The sequence below is a fragment of the Corallococcus exercitus genome, assembly GCF_003611585.1.
Classification (GTDB): Bacteria; Myxococcota; Myxococcia; order Myxococcales; family Myxococcaceae; genus Corallococcus; species Corallococcus exercitus.
In genome coordinates this window covers 1-18,729 of sequence record NZ_RAVW01000175.1, presented here as the reverse complement: position 1 = coordinate 18,729, position 18,729 = coordinate 1, and the positions used below count along the sequence as shown (strand labels likewise).

Annotated in this window: 15 protein-coding genes; 6 read left to right on the top strand and 9 right to left on the bottom strand. The window is 69.6% G+C overall.

Annotated elements, in window-relative coordinates:
- Nucleotides 1–200: 200 nt before the first annotated feature.
- The gene (locus D7W79_RS21540) at nt 201–1,781 is read left to right on the top strand and encodes a peptidylprolyl isomerase (RefSeq protein ID WP_120527268.1); all 1,581 of its coding nucleotides are present in this window, start codon (nt 201–203) and stop codon (nt 1,779–1,781) included.
- On the opposite strand, the gene D7W79_RS21535 is transcribed toward D7W79_RS21540, so the two are convergent.
- Nucleotides 1,782–2,882, bottom strand: a complete 1,101-nt coding sequence (locus D7W79_RS21535) for a GGDEF domain-containing protein (RefSeq protein WP_120527267.1) — start codon at nt 2,880–2,882, stop codon at nt 1,782–1,784.
- Between the two features lie 64 nt (nt 2,883–2,946).
- Here D7W79_RS21535 and D7W79_RS21530 point away from each other — a divergent pair, with 64 nt between their 5' ends.
- Nucleotides 2,947–3,540, top strand: a complete 594-nt coding sequence (locus D7W79_RS21530; RefSeq protein ID WP_120527266.1) for a Maf family protein — start codon at nt 2,947–2,949, stop codon at nt 3,538–3,540.
- Nucleotides 3,537–4,208, top strand: a complete 672-nt coding sequence (locus D7W79_RS21525; RefSeq protein WP_120527265.1) for a YggS family pyridoxal phosphate-dependent enzyme — start codon at nt 3,537–3,539, stop codon at nt 4,206–4,208. Before D7W79_RS21530 ends, D7W79_RS21525 begins: the two co-directional genes overlap by 4 nt.
- 30 nt (nt 4,209–4,238) lie before the next feature.
- Here the strand turns inward: D7W79_RS21525 and D7W79_RS21520 are convergent, their stop codons facing one another.
- Nucleotides 4,239–4,460, bottom strand: coding sequence for a hypothetical protein (locus tag D7W79_RS21520; protein ID WP_120527264.1), 222 nt, complete (start codon nt 4,458–4,460; stop codon nt 4,239–4,241).
- Between the two features lie 292 nt (nt 4,461–4,752).
- On the opposite strand from D7W79_RS21520, the gene D7W79_RS21515 reads away from it, so the two are divergent.
- The 3 genes from D7W79_RS21515 to D7W79_RS21505 are packed head-to-tail and all read left to right on the top strand — an operon-like array spanning nt 4,753 to nt 8,291.
- On the top strand, nt 4,753–5,559 hold the full coding sequence (locus D7W79_RS21515) for a DUF3108 domain-containing protein (protein ID WP_120527263.1): 807 nt from the start codon (nt 4,753–4,755) through the stop codon (nt 5,557–5,559).
- Between the two features lie 34 nt (nt 5,560–5,593).
- Nucleotides 5,594–7,279 (top strand): DUF4091 domain-containing protein, encoded by a 1,686-nt coding sequence (locus D7W79_RS21510; protein WP_120527262.1) that lies wholly within the window; start codon nt 5,594–5,596, stop codon nt 7,277–7,279.
- Between the two features lie 25 nt (nt 7,280–7,304).
- Entirely contained in the window at nt 7,305–8,291 is a 987-nt protein-coding gene (locus D7W79_RS21505; protein ID WP_120527261.1) for a DUF3108 domain-containing protein, read from the top strand.
- 142 nt (nt 8,292–8,433) lie between these two features.
- Here the strand turns inward: D7W79_RS21505 and D7W79_RS21500 are convergent, their stop codons facing one another.
- The 7 genes from D7W79_RS21500 to cysS all read right to left on the bottom strand — a co-directional run bounded on the left by D7W79_RS21500 (nt 8,434) and on the right by cysS (nt 18,566).
- The gene (locus D7W79_RS21500) at nt 8,434–8,784 is read right to left on the bottom strand and encodes a hypothetical protein (protein ID WP_120527260.1); all 351 of its coding nucleotides are present in this window, start codon (nt 8,782–8,784) and stop codon (nt 8,434–8,436) included.
- 72 nt (nt 8,785–8,856) lie between these two features.
- On the bottom strand, nt 8,857–10,476 hold the full coding sequence (locus D7W79_RS21495; protein WP_120527259.1) for a hypothetical protein: 1,620 nt from the start codon (nt 10,474–10,476) through the stop codon (nt 8,857–8,859).
- Nucleotides 10,477–10,537: 61 nt separating this feature from the next.
- A complete protein-coding gene (locus tag D7W79_RS21490; protein WP_120527258.1) occupies nt 10,538–11,056 on the bottom strand; it encodes a DUF507 family protein in 519 nt (172 codons plus the stop codon).
- A gap of 138 nt (nt 11,057–11,194) precedes the next feature.
- A complete protein-coding gene (uvrC, locus tag D7W79_RS21485; RefSeq protein ID WP_120527257.1) occupies nt 11,195–13,135 on the bottom strand; it encodes an excinuclease ABC subunit UvrC in 1,941 nt (646 codons plus the stop codon).
- A gap of 8 nt (nt 13,136–13,143) precedes the next feature.
- Nucleotides 13,144–15,294: an excinuclease ABC subunit UvrB gene (gene uvrB, locus D7W79_RS21480; protein WP_167497723.1), complete on the bottom strand. Its 2,151-nt coding sequence runs from the start codon at nt 15,292–15,294 to the stop codon at nt 13,144–13,146.
- Between the two features lie 79 nt (nt 15,295–15,373).
- Nucleotides 15,374–17,050, bottom strand: coding sequence for a M28 family metallopeptidase (locus tag D7W79_RS21475; RefSeq protein WP_120527255.1), 1,677 nt, complete (start codon nt 17,048–17,050; stop codon nt 15,374–15,376).
- 46 nt (nt 17,051–17,096) lie between these two features.
- Nucleotides 17,097–18,566, bottom strand: coding sequence for a cysteine--tRNA ligase (gene cysS, locus D7W79_RS21470; protein WP_120527254.1), 1,470 nt, complete (start codon nt 18,564–18,566; stop codon nt 17,097–17,099).
- Between the last annotated feature and the right edge of the window lie 163 nt (nt 18,567–18,729).

Below are 18,729 nucleotides of genomic sequence, written 5' to 3'. Positions count from 1 at the left end.
GCGGTGGTGGAAGGGGGATGGGAGCGGGCTAAGCTGGCTGAATCGCTTGCATTTTCCGGTCTGTTGTCCTAGGCAGTCAAGGCCCGGATGAGGGGGTGTTGACACAGATGCATCCCCACCGGCCGGGCTACCAACAACACGGCGCCGCGAGACCTTCCGCAAGGTGAATCGCGGGCGCTTCCGACCGTGAAGTGACGACAATGGACGGTTTGAATCCCCGGAAGGTCTTCTCCCTCCTGTTCATCATCGGCATCGCCGTGGTGTTCACGCTCCAGTTCGGCCCGGGCAGCAACGGGTTCGGTTCGAGCGGCGGCGGCCAGGCGCCTGGCGCCAGCGCCGTGGCGACGGTGAACGGCAAGGAGATCCCCCTGCGCGACTTCAGCATGGCCTGGTCGCGGCAGATGAACTTCCTGCGCTCGCAGGGCAACCCCATCCCGGAGTCGGTGGCCCGCCAGTTCGGCCTGGACAAGCAGGTGCTCGACCGGCTGGTGAACGCGGAGCTGCTCGCCCAGTCGGCGGAGCGCCACGGCATCGCCCCCTCGGACGAGGAGCTGCGCAAGCTCATCCACGAGAACACGGACTTCCACTCCAAGGAGGGCGTGTTCGACTTCAACCGCTACCAGCAGGTGCTGCGCGACTTCTACCGGCGCACGCCGCAGGAGTACGAGCAGGAGCTGCGCCGGCAGATGGCCGCGCAGAAGATGATCGACGTGGTGCGCACGGGTGCCGTGGTGTCGGACGACGAGGTCCGCGCCCGCTACGAGAAGGAAGGCAACCAGGCGAAGCTGGTGTTCGCCCGCTTCCTGCCCACGATGTACGCGGACAAGGTCCCCGCGCCCACGGCCGCGCAGCTGGCGGCGTTCCAGAAGGCGCATGAGAAGGAGATCGCCGACTATTACGCGGCGAACAGCTTCGTCTACAACGTGCCGGAGCGGATCCGCGCCCGCCAGATTCTCGTGAAGGTGGCCCCGGACGCGACGGCCGAGCAGAAGGCCCAGGCGAAGGCGAAGGCGGAGGGCCTGCGCAAGGAGCTGGAGGGCGGCAAGGACTTCGCCACCCTGGCCAAGGCGAGCAGCGACGACGACGCCACCAAGCTGAAGGGCGGCGACCTGGGCTGGGTGGAGCGCACCACGTGGGATCCGGCGCTGGCCAACGCGGCGTTCGCGCTGAAGGCCGGGGAAGTCACGCAGCCGGTGGAGTCCGCGCTGGGCGTGCACCTGGTGAAGGTGGAGGAGAAGAAGGAGGCCCAGAACAAGAAGCTGGACGACGTGAAGGGCGAGATCGCCACCAGCCTCTACAAGCAGGAGCAGGCGAAGGGCCTGGCCAAGGCGGAGGCAGAGAAGGCGCTGGCCGCGGCGAAGGCCGGCAAGCCCCTGAAGGAGCAGTTCCCGGTCCCCGCCGGCCAGCAGCCCGCGCTCCTGCGCTTCGAGGCGGAGACGAAGCCGGAGGCGGTGGAGACGGACAGCTTCACCGCGCAGGGTGACTCCGTGCCGCACCTGGGTCCGGCGCCGGAGCTGGTGAAGGCCACCTTCGAGGCCAAGGGCCCGGTGGTGCTGGACCAGGTCTTCACCGTGGGCGAGGCGAACATCGTCGCGCAGGTGGTGGAGCGCGAGAAGCCGGACACCGCGGGCTTCGACAAGCGCAAGGAGGAGCTGCGCACCCAGGCCCGTCAGGCCAAGCAGATTGAGCTGACGGAGTCCTTCCTCAAGTCGCTGAAGAAGAGCGGCAACGTCGTCACCAACACCGAGGCCATCGACTCGGTGCTGGGCTCCGCGGGGTAGTCACCCGCCGGAGCGGGCGAAGGGGACCTCCATGGGGGGCCCCTCCGCCGAAGGGGCCTCGGCGACGGCGATGCCGTCCCGGCCCCGCCCCTTGGCCGCGTACATGGCGAAGTCCGCCGCGCGGATGAGGTCCGTGGAGGTGGTGGCATGGTCCGGAAAGGACGCCACCCCGACGCTCGCGGTGAGCGCCACGTCCAGCCCCTGCTCGCGCAGGAAGCGCTGGCCGCGGAACGCCTCGCAGATGCGCTGGGCGATGACCTGCGCCCCTTCCGTGCCCGTCTCAATCAACATCACCGCGAACTCGTCGCCGCCATAGCGGAAGACGGCGTCCAGGTTGTGGCGGCCCAGGCTGATGAGCAGGTCCCCCACCTCCTTGAGCGTGGCGCTGCCCACCAGGTGCCCGTGCCGGTCGTTGATGGACTTGAAGTGGTCCAGGTCCAGGAACACGAGCGACAGCGGGTGGCGGAAGCGCGCCGAGCGCTTCACCTCCTGCTCCAATTGCGCGCGCAGGTGCCGCGCGTTGAAGCAGCCGGTGTGCTCGTCGGTGATGGTGAGCTCCTGCACGCGGCGGAAGTTGCGCGCGTTCTCGATGGCGATGGCCGCGTAGTCCGCGATGGCGGACAGCGCGGTGAGGTCGTCATGCGTGAAGCCGGGCTCCGTGGGGCCGTTGACCAGCTCAATCACGCCCAGCACCCGTTCGCGCGCCACCAGCGGCACGGCGAGCAGCGAGCGGGTGTGGAAGGCGGAGGCCTCATCGAAGCGGGGCGCGAAGCTGGAGTCGCCGGCCACGTCGTGGACGAGCCGCGCGACGCCGGACGCGAACACGGCCCCGGCGATGCCCTCGCCCGGGTTGAGCTGGAGGCCCTTGAGCGCTTCGGCGCCCTCCCCCACGGCGATCTCGAAGTAGAGCTTTCCGGTGCGCTCGTCCTGGAGGATGAGGGACCAGTTGCGCGGCCTGAGCAGCGCACTGACCTTCTGCATCACCAGCGCGAGCACTTCGCGCAGCTCCAGCGTGGAGGTCAGCGCCTTGGCCATCTCGTTGTAGGCGGCCAGCTGCTCCACTGTCCGCTTCATGGCCGACAGGAGGTCCGCGGGGTTCATCGTGGTGCCCTCTGGAGCGCAAGTCTGCTAAGGCCCGCGAGCGCGAAACATCCCGCACCCGCCCATGGATCCAACCGCTCTCTTCGTTCTCGCCTCCGCATCGCCCCGGCGCAAGGATTTATTGGCCCAGCTGGGCCTTCGCTTCACCGTGGCGGCGGCGGATATCGATGAAACGCCGATGGCCGGAGAAATTGCGCGGAACTACGTGCACCGGCTGGCCGTGGAGAAGGCCCGCACGGTCGCCACCCGACACCCGGACGCATGGGTGCTGGCCGCGGACACCACCGTGGCCCTGGGGGCCGAGCTGCTGGGCAAGCCCCGGGACGCGGCGGAGGCTCGGGAGATGCTCACCCGGTTGTCCGGCCGGGTCCATGAGGTCTTCACCGGCATCGCGGTCGCCGGCCGCGCGCAGGCCTCCGAGGTCGTGCGCACGCAGGTGACCTTTCGCACGCTCTCAACGGAGGAGATTGCCTGGTACGCGGAAACCGGCGAGCCGCTGGACAAGGCGGGCGCCTACGCCATCCAGGGCAAGGGCGGCTTCCTGGTGCAGGGCATCGACGGGAGTCCCTCGAACGTCGTCGGCCTGCCGCTGGGTGAGACGCTGGCGCTGCTCTCCCGAGCGGGCGTCCCCCTGCCCTGGACCGGAGGCCAGCGATGAGCAGCGGCGTGGCGGACAACCTGGCGCGGGTGCGCGAGCGCGTGGCGAAGGCCTGCGCGAGCGCGGGGCGGCCGGAGTCGTCGGTGACGCTGGTGGCGGTGTCCAAGCTCAAGCCCGCGGCGCTCATCCGCGAGGCGTACTCCGCGGGGCAGCGCGACTTCGGGGAGAACTACGCCCAGGAGCTGCGCGACAAGGCCGAGGAGCTCAAGGACCTGGACGGCCTGCGCTGGCACGCCATCGGGTCGCTGCAGACGAACAAGGTGAAGTACGTGGCCCGCGTCGCGCACGCCTTCCACGCGCTGGAGCGGCTGGACGTCGCGGCGGAGCTGTCCAAGCGGCGCGCGGGTTCCTCTCCCCTGCCCTGCTACGTGGAGCTCAACCTGGGCGGCGAGGACACCAAGCACGGGCTCACGCCGGACGCGCTGGGCGGCTTCCTCGCGCAGGTGCGCGAGCTGCCCAACCTCCAGGTGGTGGGGCTGATGGCGCTGCCGCCGCCCACGGATGACGTGGCGCGGATGCGCGAGGGCTTCGCGAGGCTGCGCGAGCTGGCGCAGTCCCATGCGCTGACGGCCCTGTCCATGGGCACCACGCACGACTTCGAGCAGGCCATCCTGGAGGGCGCCACCGCCGTGCGCGTGGGCACCGCCATCTTCGGCGAGCGTTCCTAGAGCTTGGGGGGCCGGCGCGTCCGGGCGTGCTCACAGCTCCCGGAAGCGCAGCCGTCCCTCCTGGTTGACCAGGGCCTTGAACTCGCAGCCACAGTAGTTGCAGCGCACCTCGTCCCCGTCGGTGAACGTGTCGTCCACGGGGTTGTTGGCGTTGCAGCCGGGGCAGTCGAACTCGTCGAAGACGCGGCTGCCGGTCCCCGCGCCCGCGTCCTTCGCGAAGTCGTCGTCGTCGAACTGGAAGTCGTTGGACATGGGCCCGGACGCTAGCACCGGGCCCCTCGTCCGGGGGTGCCCTGCTGGGCATCCAGGCGGGCGCGGAGGACTGTCCGCCATTTGTCAGCGCCCCGTGCAGGCGTGTACCCCTGCGGGCCGCCTTTCCGTCCCCCGCCTGTCTTTTCCCGGCGTGCCTGGAGGGCGGCCGGACGGCTTTGAATGCTGTTCCACGGCCGTCCGTCCTGGAAATGTCCGGTGGTGGGGGCGGTTGCGGAGCACGGTTGGCTTGGGCGGGCCGGCCACCTAACTTGCAAGCAAGGGAGCACACCCGATGCGCAGTCTGTCCAGCTGGGGGTTCACGGCCGCGGTGGTGGGACTCATGGGGTCCGCGCTGGCGCATGCCCAGGAGCCCACCGGGACGGCGTTCGGCCCGGGTGAGCAGGCCCAGTACCGGGTGCGCTACCTGGGGCTGACGGCCGGCACGGCGACGGTGACGGTGGGCGCGCCCATGACGCAGTGGGGCCAGAGCGTGTGGCCCATCGTGTCCACGGCGAAGTCCGACGACCTGGTGGGCGTCTACCCCATCAAGAGCCGCTTCGTGTCGTACTGGGACGCGGGCACCCAGCGGGTGACGGGCAGCGACCTGCACTCCGAGGAGAACCGCAAGCGCCGCCGCCAGCGCATCCAGCTCACGGCGGACGGCACCGGCGCGAAGGTCATCAAGCAGAAGGAGAGCGACCCGCCGCGCGAGTCCGACCACGTGCTGACCCAGGGCACGCTGGACGTGACGGGCGCGACGTTCGCGCTGCGCGGCCAGGAGCTGACGGTGGGCCGCTCCTACGAGTACCCGGTGTTCACCGGCAGCAAGCAGTTCACCATGCGCGCCACGGTGGAGGGCCGCGAGACGGTCACCACCCCAGCGGGCGCGCGCGACACCTTCCGCGTGCGCGTGCACACCGAGTTCGGCGGCAAGCTGGAGTCCAAGCGCGACATGCTCGCGTACCTCAGCGCGGACGCCCACCACGTGCCGGTGCGCATCGAGGCGGACTTCGCGCTGGGCACCATCGTGGCGGAGCTCACCGACTACAAGCCGGGCCGCGTGGTGGCGGTGGCCCGGGCGGACAATTCGGACGACTGAGGCGTCGTCCTCCAACCAGGGGAAGGCAGGGGGCATGGGCGTGGGTTGGGCATGGGCAGTGGCGGCGGTGCTTTCCGCCGCGCCGGGCGGCGTGCAGGTGGTGTCGCCGCTGGTGAAGGTGCGGCCGGACGCGACGCCGAAGGGCGCGAAGGAGGCCCACCTCAGCGCGGCCCGCGGCGAGTGCGAGGGCACGCAGCTGGTGCTCCCCCAGGGCGTGACGCGGGTGACGATGCAGCCCCTGGCCCTCAAGGGGCCGGGCGCGCCGCTCACCACGGACGCGTGGCGCGAGGCCTACCTCGACGTGAAGACGCCCTCCAACGGCGAGGGCAAGACAGGGCCGTGGCCCGACGCGCTGGTGCCCCTGTCGGCCCCCGCCAATCCCAAGCACCCCACGGTCGTCTACGTGGAGGTCTGCGTTCCCGCGAAGCAGGCCCCCGGCACCTATACCGGCAGCCTCAGCGCGGCGGTGGATGGCAAGGACCTGCCGGCCGTCCCCTTCACGGTGGAGGTGCAGCCCTTCGACCTGCCCGCGACGTCGTCGCTTCCCAACAGCTTCGGCATCTCGCTGTACAGCATCGCGAAGGCGCACGGCCTCCAGGCGGACTCGCCGGAGGCGAAGGCGCTCCTGCGCGAGTACGGCAAGGCGCTCCTGGAGCACCGCGTGAGCGCGCACGGCATGGGCATGGACCCGCCGCCGGTGAAGTTCCAGGACGGCCGCGCGGTGCTGGACTGGACCGCGTACGACGCGGAGATGGGCCCCTTCCTGGACGGAACCGTGCTGCCCTCCGGCGCGCGCTTCACGACGGCCGACGTGCGCGACAACCGCAAGGCCTCCACGGACGCGGAGAAGACGGCGTACTACCGCGCCTTCCAGAAGCACTTCGAGGACAAGGGCTGGAAGGCGCAGCTCTTCTTCTACGCCAAGGACGAACCCAAGGCGGAGGACGTGCCGCTGGTGAAGGCGCAGGCGAAGCGCGTGCGCGACGCGGGCGGCACCATCCCCGTGCTCGTCACCACGGCGTTGGATCCGGCGTTCAACGGGTCGGTGGACATCCTCACGCCCATCATCAACTGCTTCTATCCGCGCGAGGGGCCGCAGACGTGCCGCAACGTGGCGAACGCCGCGACCGCGCGCACCCGGCTGCCACCGCGCGCGAAGGTGTGGTGGTACCAGAGCTGTATGGCCCACGGCTGCACGGGCGGGCCGCCGCCAGACAAGGCGCTGGACAAGGCCTTCAGCGACTGGGCCTCGTACATGGTGGACCACCCCGCCCCGCTCAACCGCGCCATGGGCCCGCTGGCCTTCGAGAGCGGCGTGGACGGCGAGCTCTATTTCGACACCGTCTTCGCCTACAACACGAAGAAGGATGTCTGGACGGACCTCTTCGAGTTCGGCGGCAACGGAGACGGCACCCTCTTCTACCCGGGCACGCCCGCGAAGCTGGGCGGCACGGAGCACCAGCCCGTGGTGTCCCTGCGGTTGAAACACATCCGCGACGGCCTGGAGGACTACGAATACCTGCGCCTGCTCACGTCGCTGGGTGACGGCGCCTTCGCCCGGACGGCGGCGAAGCGGCTGGCGAAGTCCGGGTACGAAATCTCCCGGGACCCGGCGGAGTGGGAAGCGGTGCGCAAGGAAGTGACCGAGCGCATCGTGAAGCGGCAGGCGGCTGAAGAAGCGAAGCGCTCCGGACGTCGGACTTCCGGGGGTACCCCGTAGTCACTCCCCCCTGGGAGGAAGCAGAATGAACGCCATGCGCAACCTCGTCGCGGCCTGCCTCGCCTTCAGCGCCTTCAGCGCCATCCCGGGTCAGGCCCAGGAGGCCCGGCCTCTCCCGCTCAAGTCCGTCCTGAGCCCTTCCACGAAGGCGCCCGCGGCGGACGCTCCCGCTGACGCCGCGAAGCCCGCGGACTCAGCGGAGAACACCGGCGACGCGGCCTCCGCCGCCACGCCCGACGAGCCCGTCGTCGCGGTGAAGCCGTGTGAACAGGGCCTGCCCGCGCTGCGCTCGCAGCTGGCGTTCAAGCCGGGGGAGCTCCTCGAGTTCGACATGGACGCCATGGGCGCCAAGGCGGGAAAGCTCACCATGCGCGTGCAGCGCCCGGCCAACGGCGCGCTGCCGGTGCTGGTGGAGGCGCAGACGAACACGCTGTTCTCCAAGGTGCGCCGGGTGCGCGGCAGCGCGACCAGCTACCTGCACCCGAAGACGCTGCGCCCCTCGCGCTACACCGAGGAGGCCGTGGAGAACGAGCAGCGCCGCAAGGTGAACGTGGACTTCGGCGCGCAGGACAAGAGCGTCAAGGTGGACTACCAGATCGGGGACCGCCCCAAGGGCCACTTCGACTACGCGTTCGACAAGGACGGCCTGGACGTCGCGGGCGCCATCTACCTCATCCGCCAGCTGCCGCTGAAGAAGGACCTGCCGGTCTGCTTCGACGTGTACGGCATCCGCCGCATGTGGCGCATGACGGCCACCGTGGTGGAGCGCGAGCACGTGTCGCTGCCCCTGGGCGAGTTCGACGCCTGGCACCTGGCCGGCACCGCCGTGCGCCTGGACCGGCCGTCGCAGACGCGCGACGTGCACGTCTGGATTACCGACGACGAGCGCCGCCTCCCGCTGGCCGCAGTGGGCGCCATCGACCTGGGCGCCGTGCGCCTCACCCTGTCCGGCGTGAAGCGTCCCGGTGAAAAGCCCATGGAGGCCCAGGGCAAGGAAGACCTCAAGTGGTGACGCGGGGGTGAGTCCCCGCCCCGGGCCCGCCTCCCACGGGAGCGCGGGCTTTTCGTTGCCGCTCGGTTGAGATTGATTTGCGGAGTCAAGGCGACCGGGCCGCGCGGGGGCGCTTCCTCCAGTCGCGGTAGCGGGACGGCCCTCAGCCGTTGCGGATCATCCCGGCGGCCTGCGACAGGCGGCGGCGCAGGTGCGTCACCACCTCGTGCAGGTCCTCCAGGCGCTGGAGCACGTGCAGATCCTCGCCCGCGTTCAGCAGGGCGACCGGCGTCAGCGTCTCGCGGTGGAGGGTCAGGAGCAGGTCGTGGAAGTGGGCCTGCACGTCGCCCAGGGCATCCAGGCCCTCGCGGAGGTCGTCCTCCACGAAGTCCAGCAGGACGCTGGCGTCCGCGCGAGCGGGCAGCGTCCGGGCCAGGCGCTCCACCGCCCCGCGAACGGGGTCGGTACGGCGCAACATCGCGGAGGGGGCGAGGGCTGCGACGGGAGAGGACATGCCCCGGACGCTACAGGCCCGTAGCGTCCGGTCAATTTTCCAGCCCCCTGTCCACCAGTGCGAAGCCCGCCGTCAGCGCGCGGGCGCCGCGGCGCCCCCACCCGTTGCGGACGGGACCGCGGCAGCCCCCGTGGCGGGCGCGGCGTTGGCCGGTGCCGGCGTGGCGGGCAGCGCGGTGCTGGGAGACGCGTTGAGCGGCGCGGGCGTCCCCAGGAGCGGCGGGGGCGTTCCCGTGTTCAGCGGCGCGGGCGTTCCCAGGATGGGCGAGGACGGCGTGCCGGAGGACTGCGTCAGCGGCGGCACCGTGGCGAGGATGCCCGGGCTCACCTGGCTGGTGCCCACGAAGGTGTTGAAGTCCGGCGCGGACACCTGCGGCGTGGTGAAGCCGCCCACGGACACACCGCCCACCGTTGGCGGCGTGGCGAAGGTCCCCTGTCCCACCGTGCCGGTGGCGCCCGGCTGCACGCCCGACACGACCGCCGGCGGATTGGTGGGCCCCGCCGGAGCGAACGCGCCGCTGAACGTCGGCGGCGCGTCGGACGGCAACGCACGCGCCGTGGGCGTGGTGATGGTCGTCGTCCCCGCCGCGCCCACGCCCGTGCCGGTGGCCCCGGCCGTCGCGCCCGTCGTCGTACCCGTCGTCGTCGCCGGCCCTGTCGCCCCCGCAGTGGTCGCCGGTCCCGTCGCCCCCGTCGTCGTCGCCGGCCCCGTGGCCCCGGTCGTGGTCGCCGGTCCTGTCTCGCCCGTCGTCGTCGCCGCCCCCGCGATACCGGTCGTGGAGGCGCCACTCGCGATGCCCGTCGTTCCCGCCACACCGCCGCTGCCCGTCGTTCCCACCGTCCCGCTGCCGCCCGTGCCCTGCTGCGTCCCCTGGCCGAAGCGCGGCGCGGACATGGGCTCCACCGCCCCGGGGAACGCCGTGGGCGCCACGGGCGTCAGCGACGCGAGCGACGCGGGCAGGTCCCCCGTCGTGGGCACCACCGCCACGGACGGAACGCGCGTCCCGTCCACGTCGATGGCGACGTTGTCGAAGAGGAACTGGATGAACCCGCGAGGCTCCATCTGCGTCGGCAGGTTCCACGCCACGACCAGCAGCTCCGCGTCCCCCGGCCGCGCTTCACGCAAGAGCCGCTTCGTGTCGTCATCCGAGTACGTGCCCGCGTCCAGCGCCGCCGCGTGAATGAACGCCGAGTCCGTCACCAGCGTCCCGTTGCGCCACACGCTGCCAATGCCCCACACGGCCATCGCCGCGTGGGCGCGCGTCGTGGCGCGCCAACCAATGCCTGTTTCACCGTAGAGGGGCGTGCCCATCAGCACGCCGCCTTCAATCAGGTGCGGCGGCGGTGGAGGGAGCGGCCCGGCGGGCGCCCGCGACATGGCCTGCCTGGGCGGGAAGCCCGTCTGGGTCAGCTCCACGCGGTACTCCGAGCCGCCAATGCGCAGGCTCGCGGAGAGCCGCGCCTTGTCGCCGAAGGTCGCGTTCGTCAGGCCGACCCGGTCCTGCACGGAGAACGACGCCTGCCCCGTGCCCCGCTCGGTCAGGTCACCAAACGGCAAGGAACCCTGGAAGTAGTATCCGTCCGGCTGCTCGGTCCTCGCGCTGGCCTCCCGGCCCTCGAACGTGAACCCGTCGCCCCCTGGCGCCGCCGCCAGGAACCCGGACAGCAAGATGCTCGTGATTGGACCCGCCATCGACGCTGCCTCCCTTGAAGTTGAAGGTAGGCAGCGGAGCGGGCCGTGGCACGCCCCGGGACTAAATCAGACCGCGGGCGCGGCGGATCTGCTCGACCGTCTTGTTGTACTCGATGTCGAAGGCGCTCGTGCCCTCCTGCAGGTGCTTCAGCCGCGAGCGGGCCTCCTTGTCGATCTCGTCGTCGACGTCCAGGTGCTTCTTCATCCCCTGGAACATCTTCTGACGCAGCACGTTGTCGGGGGAGTAGACCTCCTCGACGTTCCGGCTGATGAGGAGGAACTCAATCATCTGGTTGATGACGTACTCGATGCCCTCGTCCCCCATCTTGAAGCCGCGCACGTCCGCCATCTCGCGCTTCACCTGGTTGAACTTGGAGTAGTCATATCCCCGACGCTCCAGGGCCTCGCGCGTCGCCTGGTTCACACGCTCTTCGTTGGCGAGGTACTCGCGCATGATGGCGGAGAGATCCATCTCGGCGTCGGCCACGCGCATCGGCTCCACCTCGATGTCCCCGTCCTGCATGAGCTGCTGAATGGCCTCGCGCGAGATGATCGGGATCACCTTCGGATACAGCCTCATGTCGGTCCCTCGTCCTCTTCAAACGTGCTCGGATCTTCAACCGCTATAAATCAGCGCCGAGCATGGTCGCAATGAAAAACCCTAGGAACGTCGCGGGTTCCAGCGGCCAGTCCCCCCGGCGTCCGAAGCGGAACTTAATCATGCCGCACCGGGTGGCGACCCTCCATCCGCTTTTTCGTGCACAGGTTCGGAAGCATCATCCAGGGACGCCTCGCGCACGGGGTCCTCGGTGTCGTCCTCGGCGTCGCCGTGCAGGCCCGCGTGGACGCGCTCGGCCATCGCCGGGCCCACGACCTCGGCCAGCTCCTCGATGCTGGCGTCACCCACCCGCTTGAGAGAACCGAAGTGGCGCAGCAACATCTTCCGCCGGCCTTCGCCCACGCCGGGAATGTCCTCCAGCGCGGAGCGCATGGCGCTCTTGCGCATGGACTTGCCCTGGAAGGTGATGGCGAAGCGGTGGGCTTCATCCCGCATGCGCGTGAGCATGAACATTTCCGCCGAGTTCTGGGGCAGGACGATGGGGTCCTTCCGGCCCAGGACGAAGATGCGCTCGGGGCTCTTCGCGCTCTCCGCGTCGCGGTCGAAGACCTCCTGATCGCGGCTCTTGGCCAGGCCCACCACGTCCACGCCCTCCACGCCCAGGTCCTTCATGGCCGCGTGGGCGCTGGCGAGCTGGCCCTTGCCGCCGTCGATGACGAGCAGGTCCGGCAGGTCGTTGTCCTCCAGCCCGCGCTTGAGCCGGCGGGTGATGACCTCGTACATGCTGGCGAAGTCGTCCTGCTTGTCCACCGTCTTGATCTTGTATTTGCGGTAGCGCGACTTGTCCGTCTCCCCGTCCGTCACGGCCACCTGCGACGCGACGATGGAGGAGCTCTGGAAGTGGGAGATGTCGTAGCACTCCATGCGGCGCGGGAAGTTGCGCAGGCCCAGCTTGGACTGGAGCCGTGACAGCACCGTGTCCGTCTCGTCCTTGGTGCGCTTGCGCTCGATGAACGCCTGCTCCGCGTTCTTCACCGCCATGTTCACCAGCTCATGCTTCTCCCCGCGCTTGGGGACGAAGACGCGCACGCGCTCGCCCTTGCGCTCCGTGAGCAGCGCCTCCAGGCCGTCGGTGCCGTCGCCGGGCTCCAGTGGCAGGAGCACCTCCTCCGGCACGAAGCCGCCCTGGTCGTAGTAGAGGTTCACGAACGAGGCGAGCAGCTCGTCGTCCGGGAACTCCTGGCTGCCGAAGGGGAAGGCCTGGCCGCCGTTGAGCCGGCCCTGCCGCACGTGCAGCACGTAGAACAGGATGCGGTCGCCCTCGCGATACAGGGCGAAGACGTCCTGGTCCTTGAAGTCGGTGGTGGCCACCTTCTGGCGCTCCAGGCTGCGCTCGATGGCGAGCAGCTGGTCGCGAACGCGCGCGGCCTCCTCGAACTTCAGCTCCACCGCCGCGCGCTTCATGCGCAGGCGCAGCCCTTCGATGAGCTGCCCCGCCTTGCCCTCCAGGAACATGGCCACTTCGTCCACGCTCTTGCGGTAGTCCTCCGGGGACACCGGATGGACGCACGGCGCCGGGCACCGTCCGATTTGATACAGCAGGCACGGCCGCTTGCGGTTGGCCAGGACGTGGTCCGTGCAGGTGCGCAGGCGGAAGAAGCGGTTGATGAGGCGCAGCGTTTCGCGGATGGCGCCCGCGCTGGAGTACGGGCCGAAGTAGCGCGCGCCGTCCTTCTCGTACTTGCGCACCACCTCCAGCCGGGGGAACGGCTGGGTGCGGTCCAGGCGCAGGGAGATGAACTGCTTGTCGTCCTTGAGCAGGACGTTGAAGCGCGGCTTGTGCTTCTTGATCAGCTCGTTCTCAAGAAGGAGGGCCTCCTTCTCGTTGTGGACGAGCACCGTCTCCAGGTCGCCCAGCATCGTGTCCAGCAGGGACACGAAGACGCGGGTGTCGCCGGAGCGGTTGAAGTAGCTGCGCACGCGGCTGCGCAGGTTCACGGCCTTGCCCACGTAGATGATGGTCCCGCGCTTGTCCTTCATCAGGTACACGCCGGGCTCGGTGGGCAGCGCGTCCAGCTTCTCCTGCAGCCGGATGTCCATGGCGGGTCCTAGTTCTTGCGCGACCGCGAACGGCCGGGCGCCCCCGAGGAACCGCTACCCGACGACGCCGACGGACGCCCGCGTCCCCTGCCCTTCTTGGGCGTGGTGCCGGGCTGATCCGCCGGCTTGGGCGGCGCGCGCAGCAGCGAGCGCGAGGCGGGCTTGAGCCCCAGGTCCATGTCCTTGAGCAGCTGGACGCGGTCACGGAACTCGGCGGCCTTCTCGAACTGCATCTCGTCCGCGGCCTTGAGCATGTCGGCGCTGAACTCCGTGATGAGGCGTTTGATCTCCTTGGGCTCCAGGAGGTCGTTCTCCCCTTCCGCCGCCATGGGCAGCGCGCCCGCGCCCGCGTCGTAGTCCGGGATGTTCTCCGTGAAGTCGGTGATGTTGCTCTTCACGGACCGCGGCGTGATGCCGTGCGCCAGGTTGTACGCACGCTGGATGTCGCGGCGGCGGGTGGTCTCCTCCATGGCGCGCTTCATGGAGTCGGTCATCTGATCCGAATACATGATGACGCGGCCATTCACGTTGCGCGCCGCGCGGCCAATGGTCTGGATGAGCGACACGTGGCTGCGCAGGAAGCCTTCCTTGTCCGCGTCCAGGATGGCCACGAGCGACACCTCCGGGATGTCCAGGCCCTCGCGCAGGAGGTTGATGCCCACGAGCACGTCGAACTCGCCCCGGCGCAGGTCGCGGATGATGGCCATGCGCTGGATGGCGTCGATGTCCGAGTGCAGGTAGCGGACCTTCACGCCCACGTCGCTGTAGTACTCGGTGAGGTCCTCCGCCATGCGCTTGGTGAGCGTCGTCACCAGCACGCGCTCGTTGCGCGACACGCGCACGCGGACCTCTTCCAAGAGGTCGTCCACCTGGTTGCCCGCGGGGCGCGTCTCCACCTCCGGGTCGGTGAGGCCGGTGGGGCGGATGATCTGCTCCACCACCACGCCCTTGGACTTCTGGAGCTCGTACTCGGCGGGGGTCGCGGAGACGAAGACGACCTGGGGGACCATCTCCTCGAACTCGCCGAACTTCAGCGGCCGGTTGTCCAGCGCGCTGGGCATGCGGAAGCCGAAGTTGACCAGCGTCTCCTTGCGGGCGCGGTCGCCGCGATACATGGCGCCAATCTGGGACACCGTCTGGTGGCTCTCGTCGATGAGCACCAGCAGGTCGCGCGGGAAGTAGTCGATGAGGCACGGGGCCGCCTCACCCGGCGCGCGCCCGGTGAAGTGGCGCGAGTAGTTCTCGATGCCGTTGCAGTAGCCGACCTGTTCAATCATCTCCAGGTCGAACATGGTGCGCTGCTCCAGCCGCTGCGCCTCCAGCAGCTTGCCCTCCGCCTTGAACTTCTGGAGCTGTTCGGCCAGCTCCTCGCGGATGGTGCGCATGGCGTTCTGGCGCGCGTCCGCGCCGGCGACGTAGTGGCTGGCGGGGAAGATGACGATCTTCTCCAGCTGGCCCAGCGTCTGGCCGCGCAGCGGATCGAACTCGGTGATGCGCTCCACCTCGTCGCCGAAGAAGCTGACGCGCACGGCGCGCTCCTCTTCGTACGCGGGGAACACCTCCACGGTGTCGCCGCGAGCGCGGAAGGTGCCGCGGTGGAAGTCCAGGTCGTTGCGCTCGTACTGGGCCTCCACCAGCTTGCGCATGAAGCCGTCGCGGCCCATGTCCTCGCCCACGGTGGCGCGGATGGCCAGGTCCACGTAGCTGCGCGCCGCGCCCAGGCCGTAGATGCAGGACACGCTGGCCACGATGATGACGTCGTTGCGGGTGCGCAGGCTGTGCGTCGCCGAGTGGCGCATCCGTTCGATGTTGTCGTTGATGGACGAGTCCTTCTCGATGAAGGTGTCCGTCGACGGGACGTAGGCCTCGGGCTGGTAGTAGTCGTAGTACGAGACGAAGTACTCGACGGCGTTGTTCGGGAAGAGCGCCTTGAACTCGCCGTACAGCTGCGCCGCCAGCGTCTTGTTGTGCGCGATGACCAGCGCGGGCCGTTTCACGTTGGCGATGAGGTTCGCCATGGTGAACGTCTTGCCTGAGCCGGTGACGCCCAGGAGGGTCTGGTAGCGGTCGCCGCGAAGCAGGCCCTCGGTCAACTCCCCGATGGCCCTTGGCTGGTCACCCTGCGGCTTGTGCTCACTGACGAGTTCGAACTCCGGCATAGAGGACAGATCTAACATCCCCGCTGCCTGTGTACTGAACCTTCGTGCACGTCCGTCCGGCAAAGGACGGGGCGCTCCCCTACTTCGCGGGCGGGGCCTTCAGTGCCTCCAGGGACTTCAGGCGGGCGGCCTCGAACTCGTCCCCCTTGTTCCACGCCGGCATCTCCGGGGCCTTCGCCACCTGGGCGCCCACCAGGAAGAACAGCCGGGTGTCCTCCACGGCGCCGGACAAATCCCACTCCGGGCGGACCTCGTCGGAGGGCTGGTGGTAGTGCTTCGCCTCCCACTGGCCGCGCTGCGCCTTGCCCCACCCCTCCGGCCGGCCGATGAAGTCCATGCCGCTGCCGAAATAGGCGGCCGGGATGCCCTGCCGCGCGAAGTTGAATTGATCCGACCGGTAGAAGAAGCCGCGATCGGAGAGCTGATCCGCCTTCACCGTGCGCCCCTGCGTCTTCGCCATCGCCGTGACAAAGCCGTCCAGCGAGGACTTGCCCAGGCCGATGACGGTGATGTCGCGGGTGCGCCCCAGCACGTTGCCGCCGTCCACGTTGATGTTCGCGGCGATGCGGCCCGGGGGCACCGGAGGATGCGCCGCGAGGTACGCGGAGCCCAGCAGGCCGTACTCCTCCGCGGCCACCGCGGCGAAGAGGATGGAGCGGCGCGGGGCCGTGGGCAGCGCGGTGAAGGCCCGGGCCACGGACAGCATCGCGGCCACGCCGGCCGCGTTGTCCAGCGCGCCGTTGTAGATGACGTCCTCGCCCGGCTTGCCGTCGTCCTTCTTGCCCAGGTGATCATGGTGCGCGCTGTAGAGCACCACTTCCTTCGCCAGCGTGGGGTCGCTGCCGGGCAGGAGGCCCAGCACGTTCGCGGTGGGCCGGCGGCGCACCTCGTTGGTGAGGCTCAGGGAGAGCGTCACGCCCAGCGGCACCGGGCGGAAGTCGCGCTTCTGCGCGGCGGCGCGCAGCGCTTCCAGGTCCTGGCCCGCCAGCTTCATCACCTGCTTCGTGGCGTCCTCGGTGGTCCACGCCTTCACCTGGAGGCGGGGCGCGTCGCCCGCGGGCAGCTCGAACTGCTCGCCGGTCCACGACGTGCGCACCACCTGCCACGGGTAGCCCGCGCTGGGCGTGGTGTGGATGATGATGGCGCCCGCCGCGCCCGTCTTCGCCGCCTGCTCGTATTTGTAATCCCAGCGGCCGTACCAGAGGCGGGCCTTGCCGGCGAAGAGGCGCGGGTCGTCCTCCGGATCATTGTTGAGGATGACCAGCGTCTTGCCCTTCAAGTCCGCGCCCTTGAAGTCGTCCCACTGGTACTCCGGCGCGACGATGCCGTAGCCCACGAACACCAGCTCGGACGCGTCCAGCTTCGCCTCCGGGGCCTGCACGCCGGACACGGCGATGAAGTCCTCGCGCGGCTGGAGCTCCACGCGGCCCGCCTTCGCCTGGAAGGTCATGGTGCCGGGGTGGCTGTTGATGCCCATGAGGTCGAAGCGCTGGAGATAACTCCCGCCCTCCGCGCCGGGCTTGAGGCCCAGGCCCTCGAACTGCGTGGCGATGTACTCCTGCGCCAGCGCGTCACCGCGCGTGCCGGGGCCGCGGCCCTCCAGAAGGTCGCTCGCCAGGAAGCGCACGTGCGCGCGCAGGAGGTCCGCGGTGATGGCCTGTTCGGCCGTCTTCTCCTGCGGCGTGACGGTGGGCGCGCCCGCCGCGAGGACGGACGCCGAGCACAGCGAAACGAACAGCGCGGGGAGGAGCCTCATGGCCCCCGTGCGTAGCATGGCCGCACGGGGGCCCCCCAGCGGGTTTTCAGGCGGTGGGCGCCGCCACCTTCCAGGAGGTGCCAGCAGGCGTGTCCATGATGTCCACGCCCAGGGCCTTGAGGGCCCCGCGCACCTCGTCCGCCTTCGCGAAGTCCTTCGCGGCGCGCGCGGCGGTCCGCTCGGCGAGCAGCCGCTCCACCTCCGCCACGTCGATGCCGCGCTCGCGCACCGCCCGGTCCCGGCGGCGCAGGAGCCATGCGCCCGGGTCGTCCTCGAAGACGCCCAGGACGCGGGACATCTCCCGCACCTGCTCGCGCAGGGCCTGGAGCGTGCGGCCCACCAGCGGCTTGTCCTTCACGGGCGGCTTGTCGGTGAGCTCGTTCATCAGGCCGAACTGGCCTGACAGCGCGCCCAGCGCGCCCGCGGTGTTGAAGTCGTCGTCCATGGCGGACTCGAACTCCGTGAGGAAGCGCGCGGGGTCGCCGTGCAGGGGGCCCTTGCCGAAGTCCTTGCCCGCCACGCGCTCGTCCACCTTGCGCAGCGTTTCGTAGAAGTACTCCATGCGCCCTTCGGCGTCCTGGAGCGACTTCTCAGCGAAGGTGAGCGGGTGGCGGTAGTGCGTGGAGAGGAAGAAGAAGCGCAGGGCCTCCGCGTCCACCTTGGCGAGCGCGTCGCGCAGGCGCACCACGTTGCCCAGTGACTTGGACATCTTCGCGCCTTCCAGGTCCAGGAAGCCGCAGTGCATCCAGTACTTCGCCATCGTCTGGCCGGTGGCGGACTCGCTCTGGGCGATCTCGTTCTCGTGGTGGGGGAAGATGAGATCCAACGCCCCGCCGTGGATGTCGAACGTGCGGCCCAGGAACTTCTCGCTCATCGCGGAGCACTCGATGTGCCAGCCCGGCCGGCCCTTGCCCCAGGGGCTGTCCCACGACGGCTCACCGGGCTTCGCCGCCTTCCACAGCGCGAAGTCCAGGGGCTGGCGCTTGAGCTCGCCGGGTTGCACGCGCTCGCCCTGGCACAGGTCGTCCAGGTTGCGCTTGGACAGCTTCGCGTAGTCCTCGTCCTTGTCGACCTCGAAGTACACGTCGCCCTTCGCCTCGTAGGCGTAGCCCTTGTCCACGAGCGTCTGGATGATGGCGACGATCTCCGGGATGGTCTCGCTCACGCGCGGGGACACGTCCGGCTCGCGCAGGTGCAGCGCGTGGACGTCCTCGCGGAAGGCCTCCACGAAGCGCGAGGCCAGCGCCACGGGCTCTTCGCCCGTCTCGTGCGCGGCCTTGATGATCTTGTCGTCGACGTCCGTGAAGTTGCGCACGTACGTCACCTTGAAGCCCCGGTAGCGCAGGTAGCGGACCACCACGTCGAACGACGTGAAGGTGCGTGCGTTCCCGATATGGATGTAGCTGTAGACCGTAGGCCCACAGACGTAGACCTTCACTTCGCCGGGCACGAGCGGCTCCAGCGGCTCCTTCTGCATGGACATCGTGTTGAAGAGCCGGATGGATGAGGGGGCCACGGTGGAGGGTCCTCCTTTGGGAACAGGGCGGGCGCGGCACTTGCGCAACGCGATACACACTCTAGGATCCCGGGTCCCACACAGGCCAGCACTTGGCGTTGGAAGCGTCGGATAGGGAGAATCGCCGCATGGCTCCGCCGAATCCGAAGCGCCCGCCGCGCCC

What these genes read in the sequence shown, in the direction of transcription:
- D7W79_RS21540 (WP_120527268.1), top strand. Translation starts at nt 201, where the DNA reads ATGGACGGTTTGAATCCCCGGAAGGTCTTCTCCCTCCTGTTCATCATC.
- D7W79_RS21490 (WP_120527258.1), bottom strand. Translation starts at nt 11,056, where the DNA reads ATGAGGCTGTATCCGAAGGTGATCCCGATCATCTCGCGCGAGGCCATT.
- D7W79_RS21520 (WP_120527264.1), bottom strand. Translation starts at nt 4,460, where the DNA reads ATGTCCAACGACTTCCAGTTCGACGACGACGACTTCGCGAAGGACGCG.
- uvrB (WP_167497723.1), bottom strand. Translation starts at nt 15,294, where the DNA reads ATGCCGGAGTTCGAACTCGTCAGTGAGCACAAGCCGCAGGGTGACCAG.
- D7W79_RS21530 (WP_120527266.1), top strand. Translation starts at nt 2,947, where the DNA reads ATGGATCCAACCGCTCTCTTCGTTCTCGCCTCCGCATCGCCCCGGCGC.
- D7W79_RS21510 (WP_120527262.1), top strand. Translation starts at nt 5,594, where the DNA reads ATGGGCGTGGGTTGGGCATGGGCAGTGGCGGCGGTGCTTTCCGCCGCG.
- uvrC (WP_120527257.1), bottom strand. Translation starts at nt 13,135, where the DNA reads ATGGACATCCGGCTGCAGGAGAAGCTGGACGCGCTGCCCACCGAGCCC.
- D7W79_RS21475 (WP_120527255.1), bottom strand. Translation starts at nt 17,050, where the DNA reads ATGAGGCTCCTCCCCGCGCTGTTCGTTTCGCTGTGCTCGGCGTCCGTC.
- D7W79_RS21500 (WP_120527260.1), bottom strand. Translation starts at nt 8,784, where the DNA reads ATGTCCTCTCCCGTCGCAGCCCTCGCCCCCTCCGCGATGTTGCGCCGT.
- D7W79_RS21525 (WP_120527265.1), top strand. Translation starts at nt 3,537, where the DNA reads ATGAGCAGCGGCGTGGCGGACAACCTGGCGCGGGTGCGCGAGCGCGTG.
- D7W79_RS21505 (WP_120527261.1), top strand. Translation starts at nt 7,305, where the DNA reads ATGAACGCCATGCGCAACCTCGTCGCGGCCTGCCTCGCCTTCAGCGCC.
- D7W79_RS21515 (WP_120527263.1), top strand. Translation starts at nt 4,753, where the DNA reads ATGCGCAGTCTGTCCAGCTGGGGGTTCACGGCCGCGGTGGTGGGACTC.
- D7W79_RS21535 (WP_120527267.1), bottom strand. Translation starts at nt 2,882, where the DNA reads ATGAACCCCGCGGACCTCCTGTCGGCCATGAAGCGGACAGTGGAGCAG.
- D7W79_RS21495 (WP_120527259.1), bottom strand. Translation starts at nt 10,476, where the DNA reads ATGGCGGGTCCAATCACGAGCATCTTGCTGTCCGGGTTCCTGGCGGCG.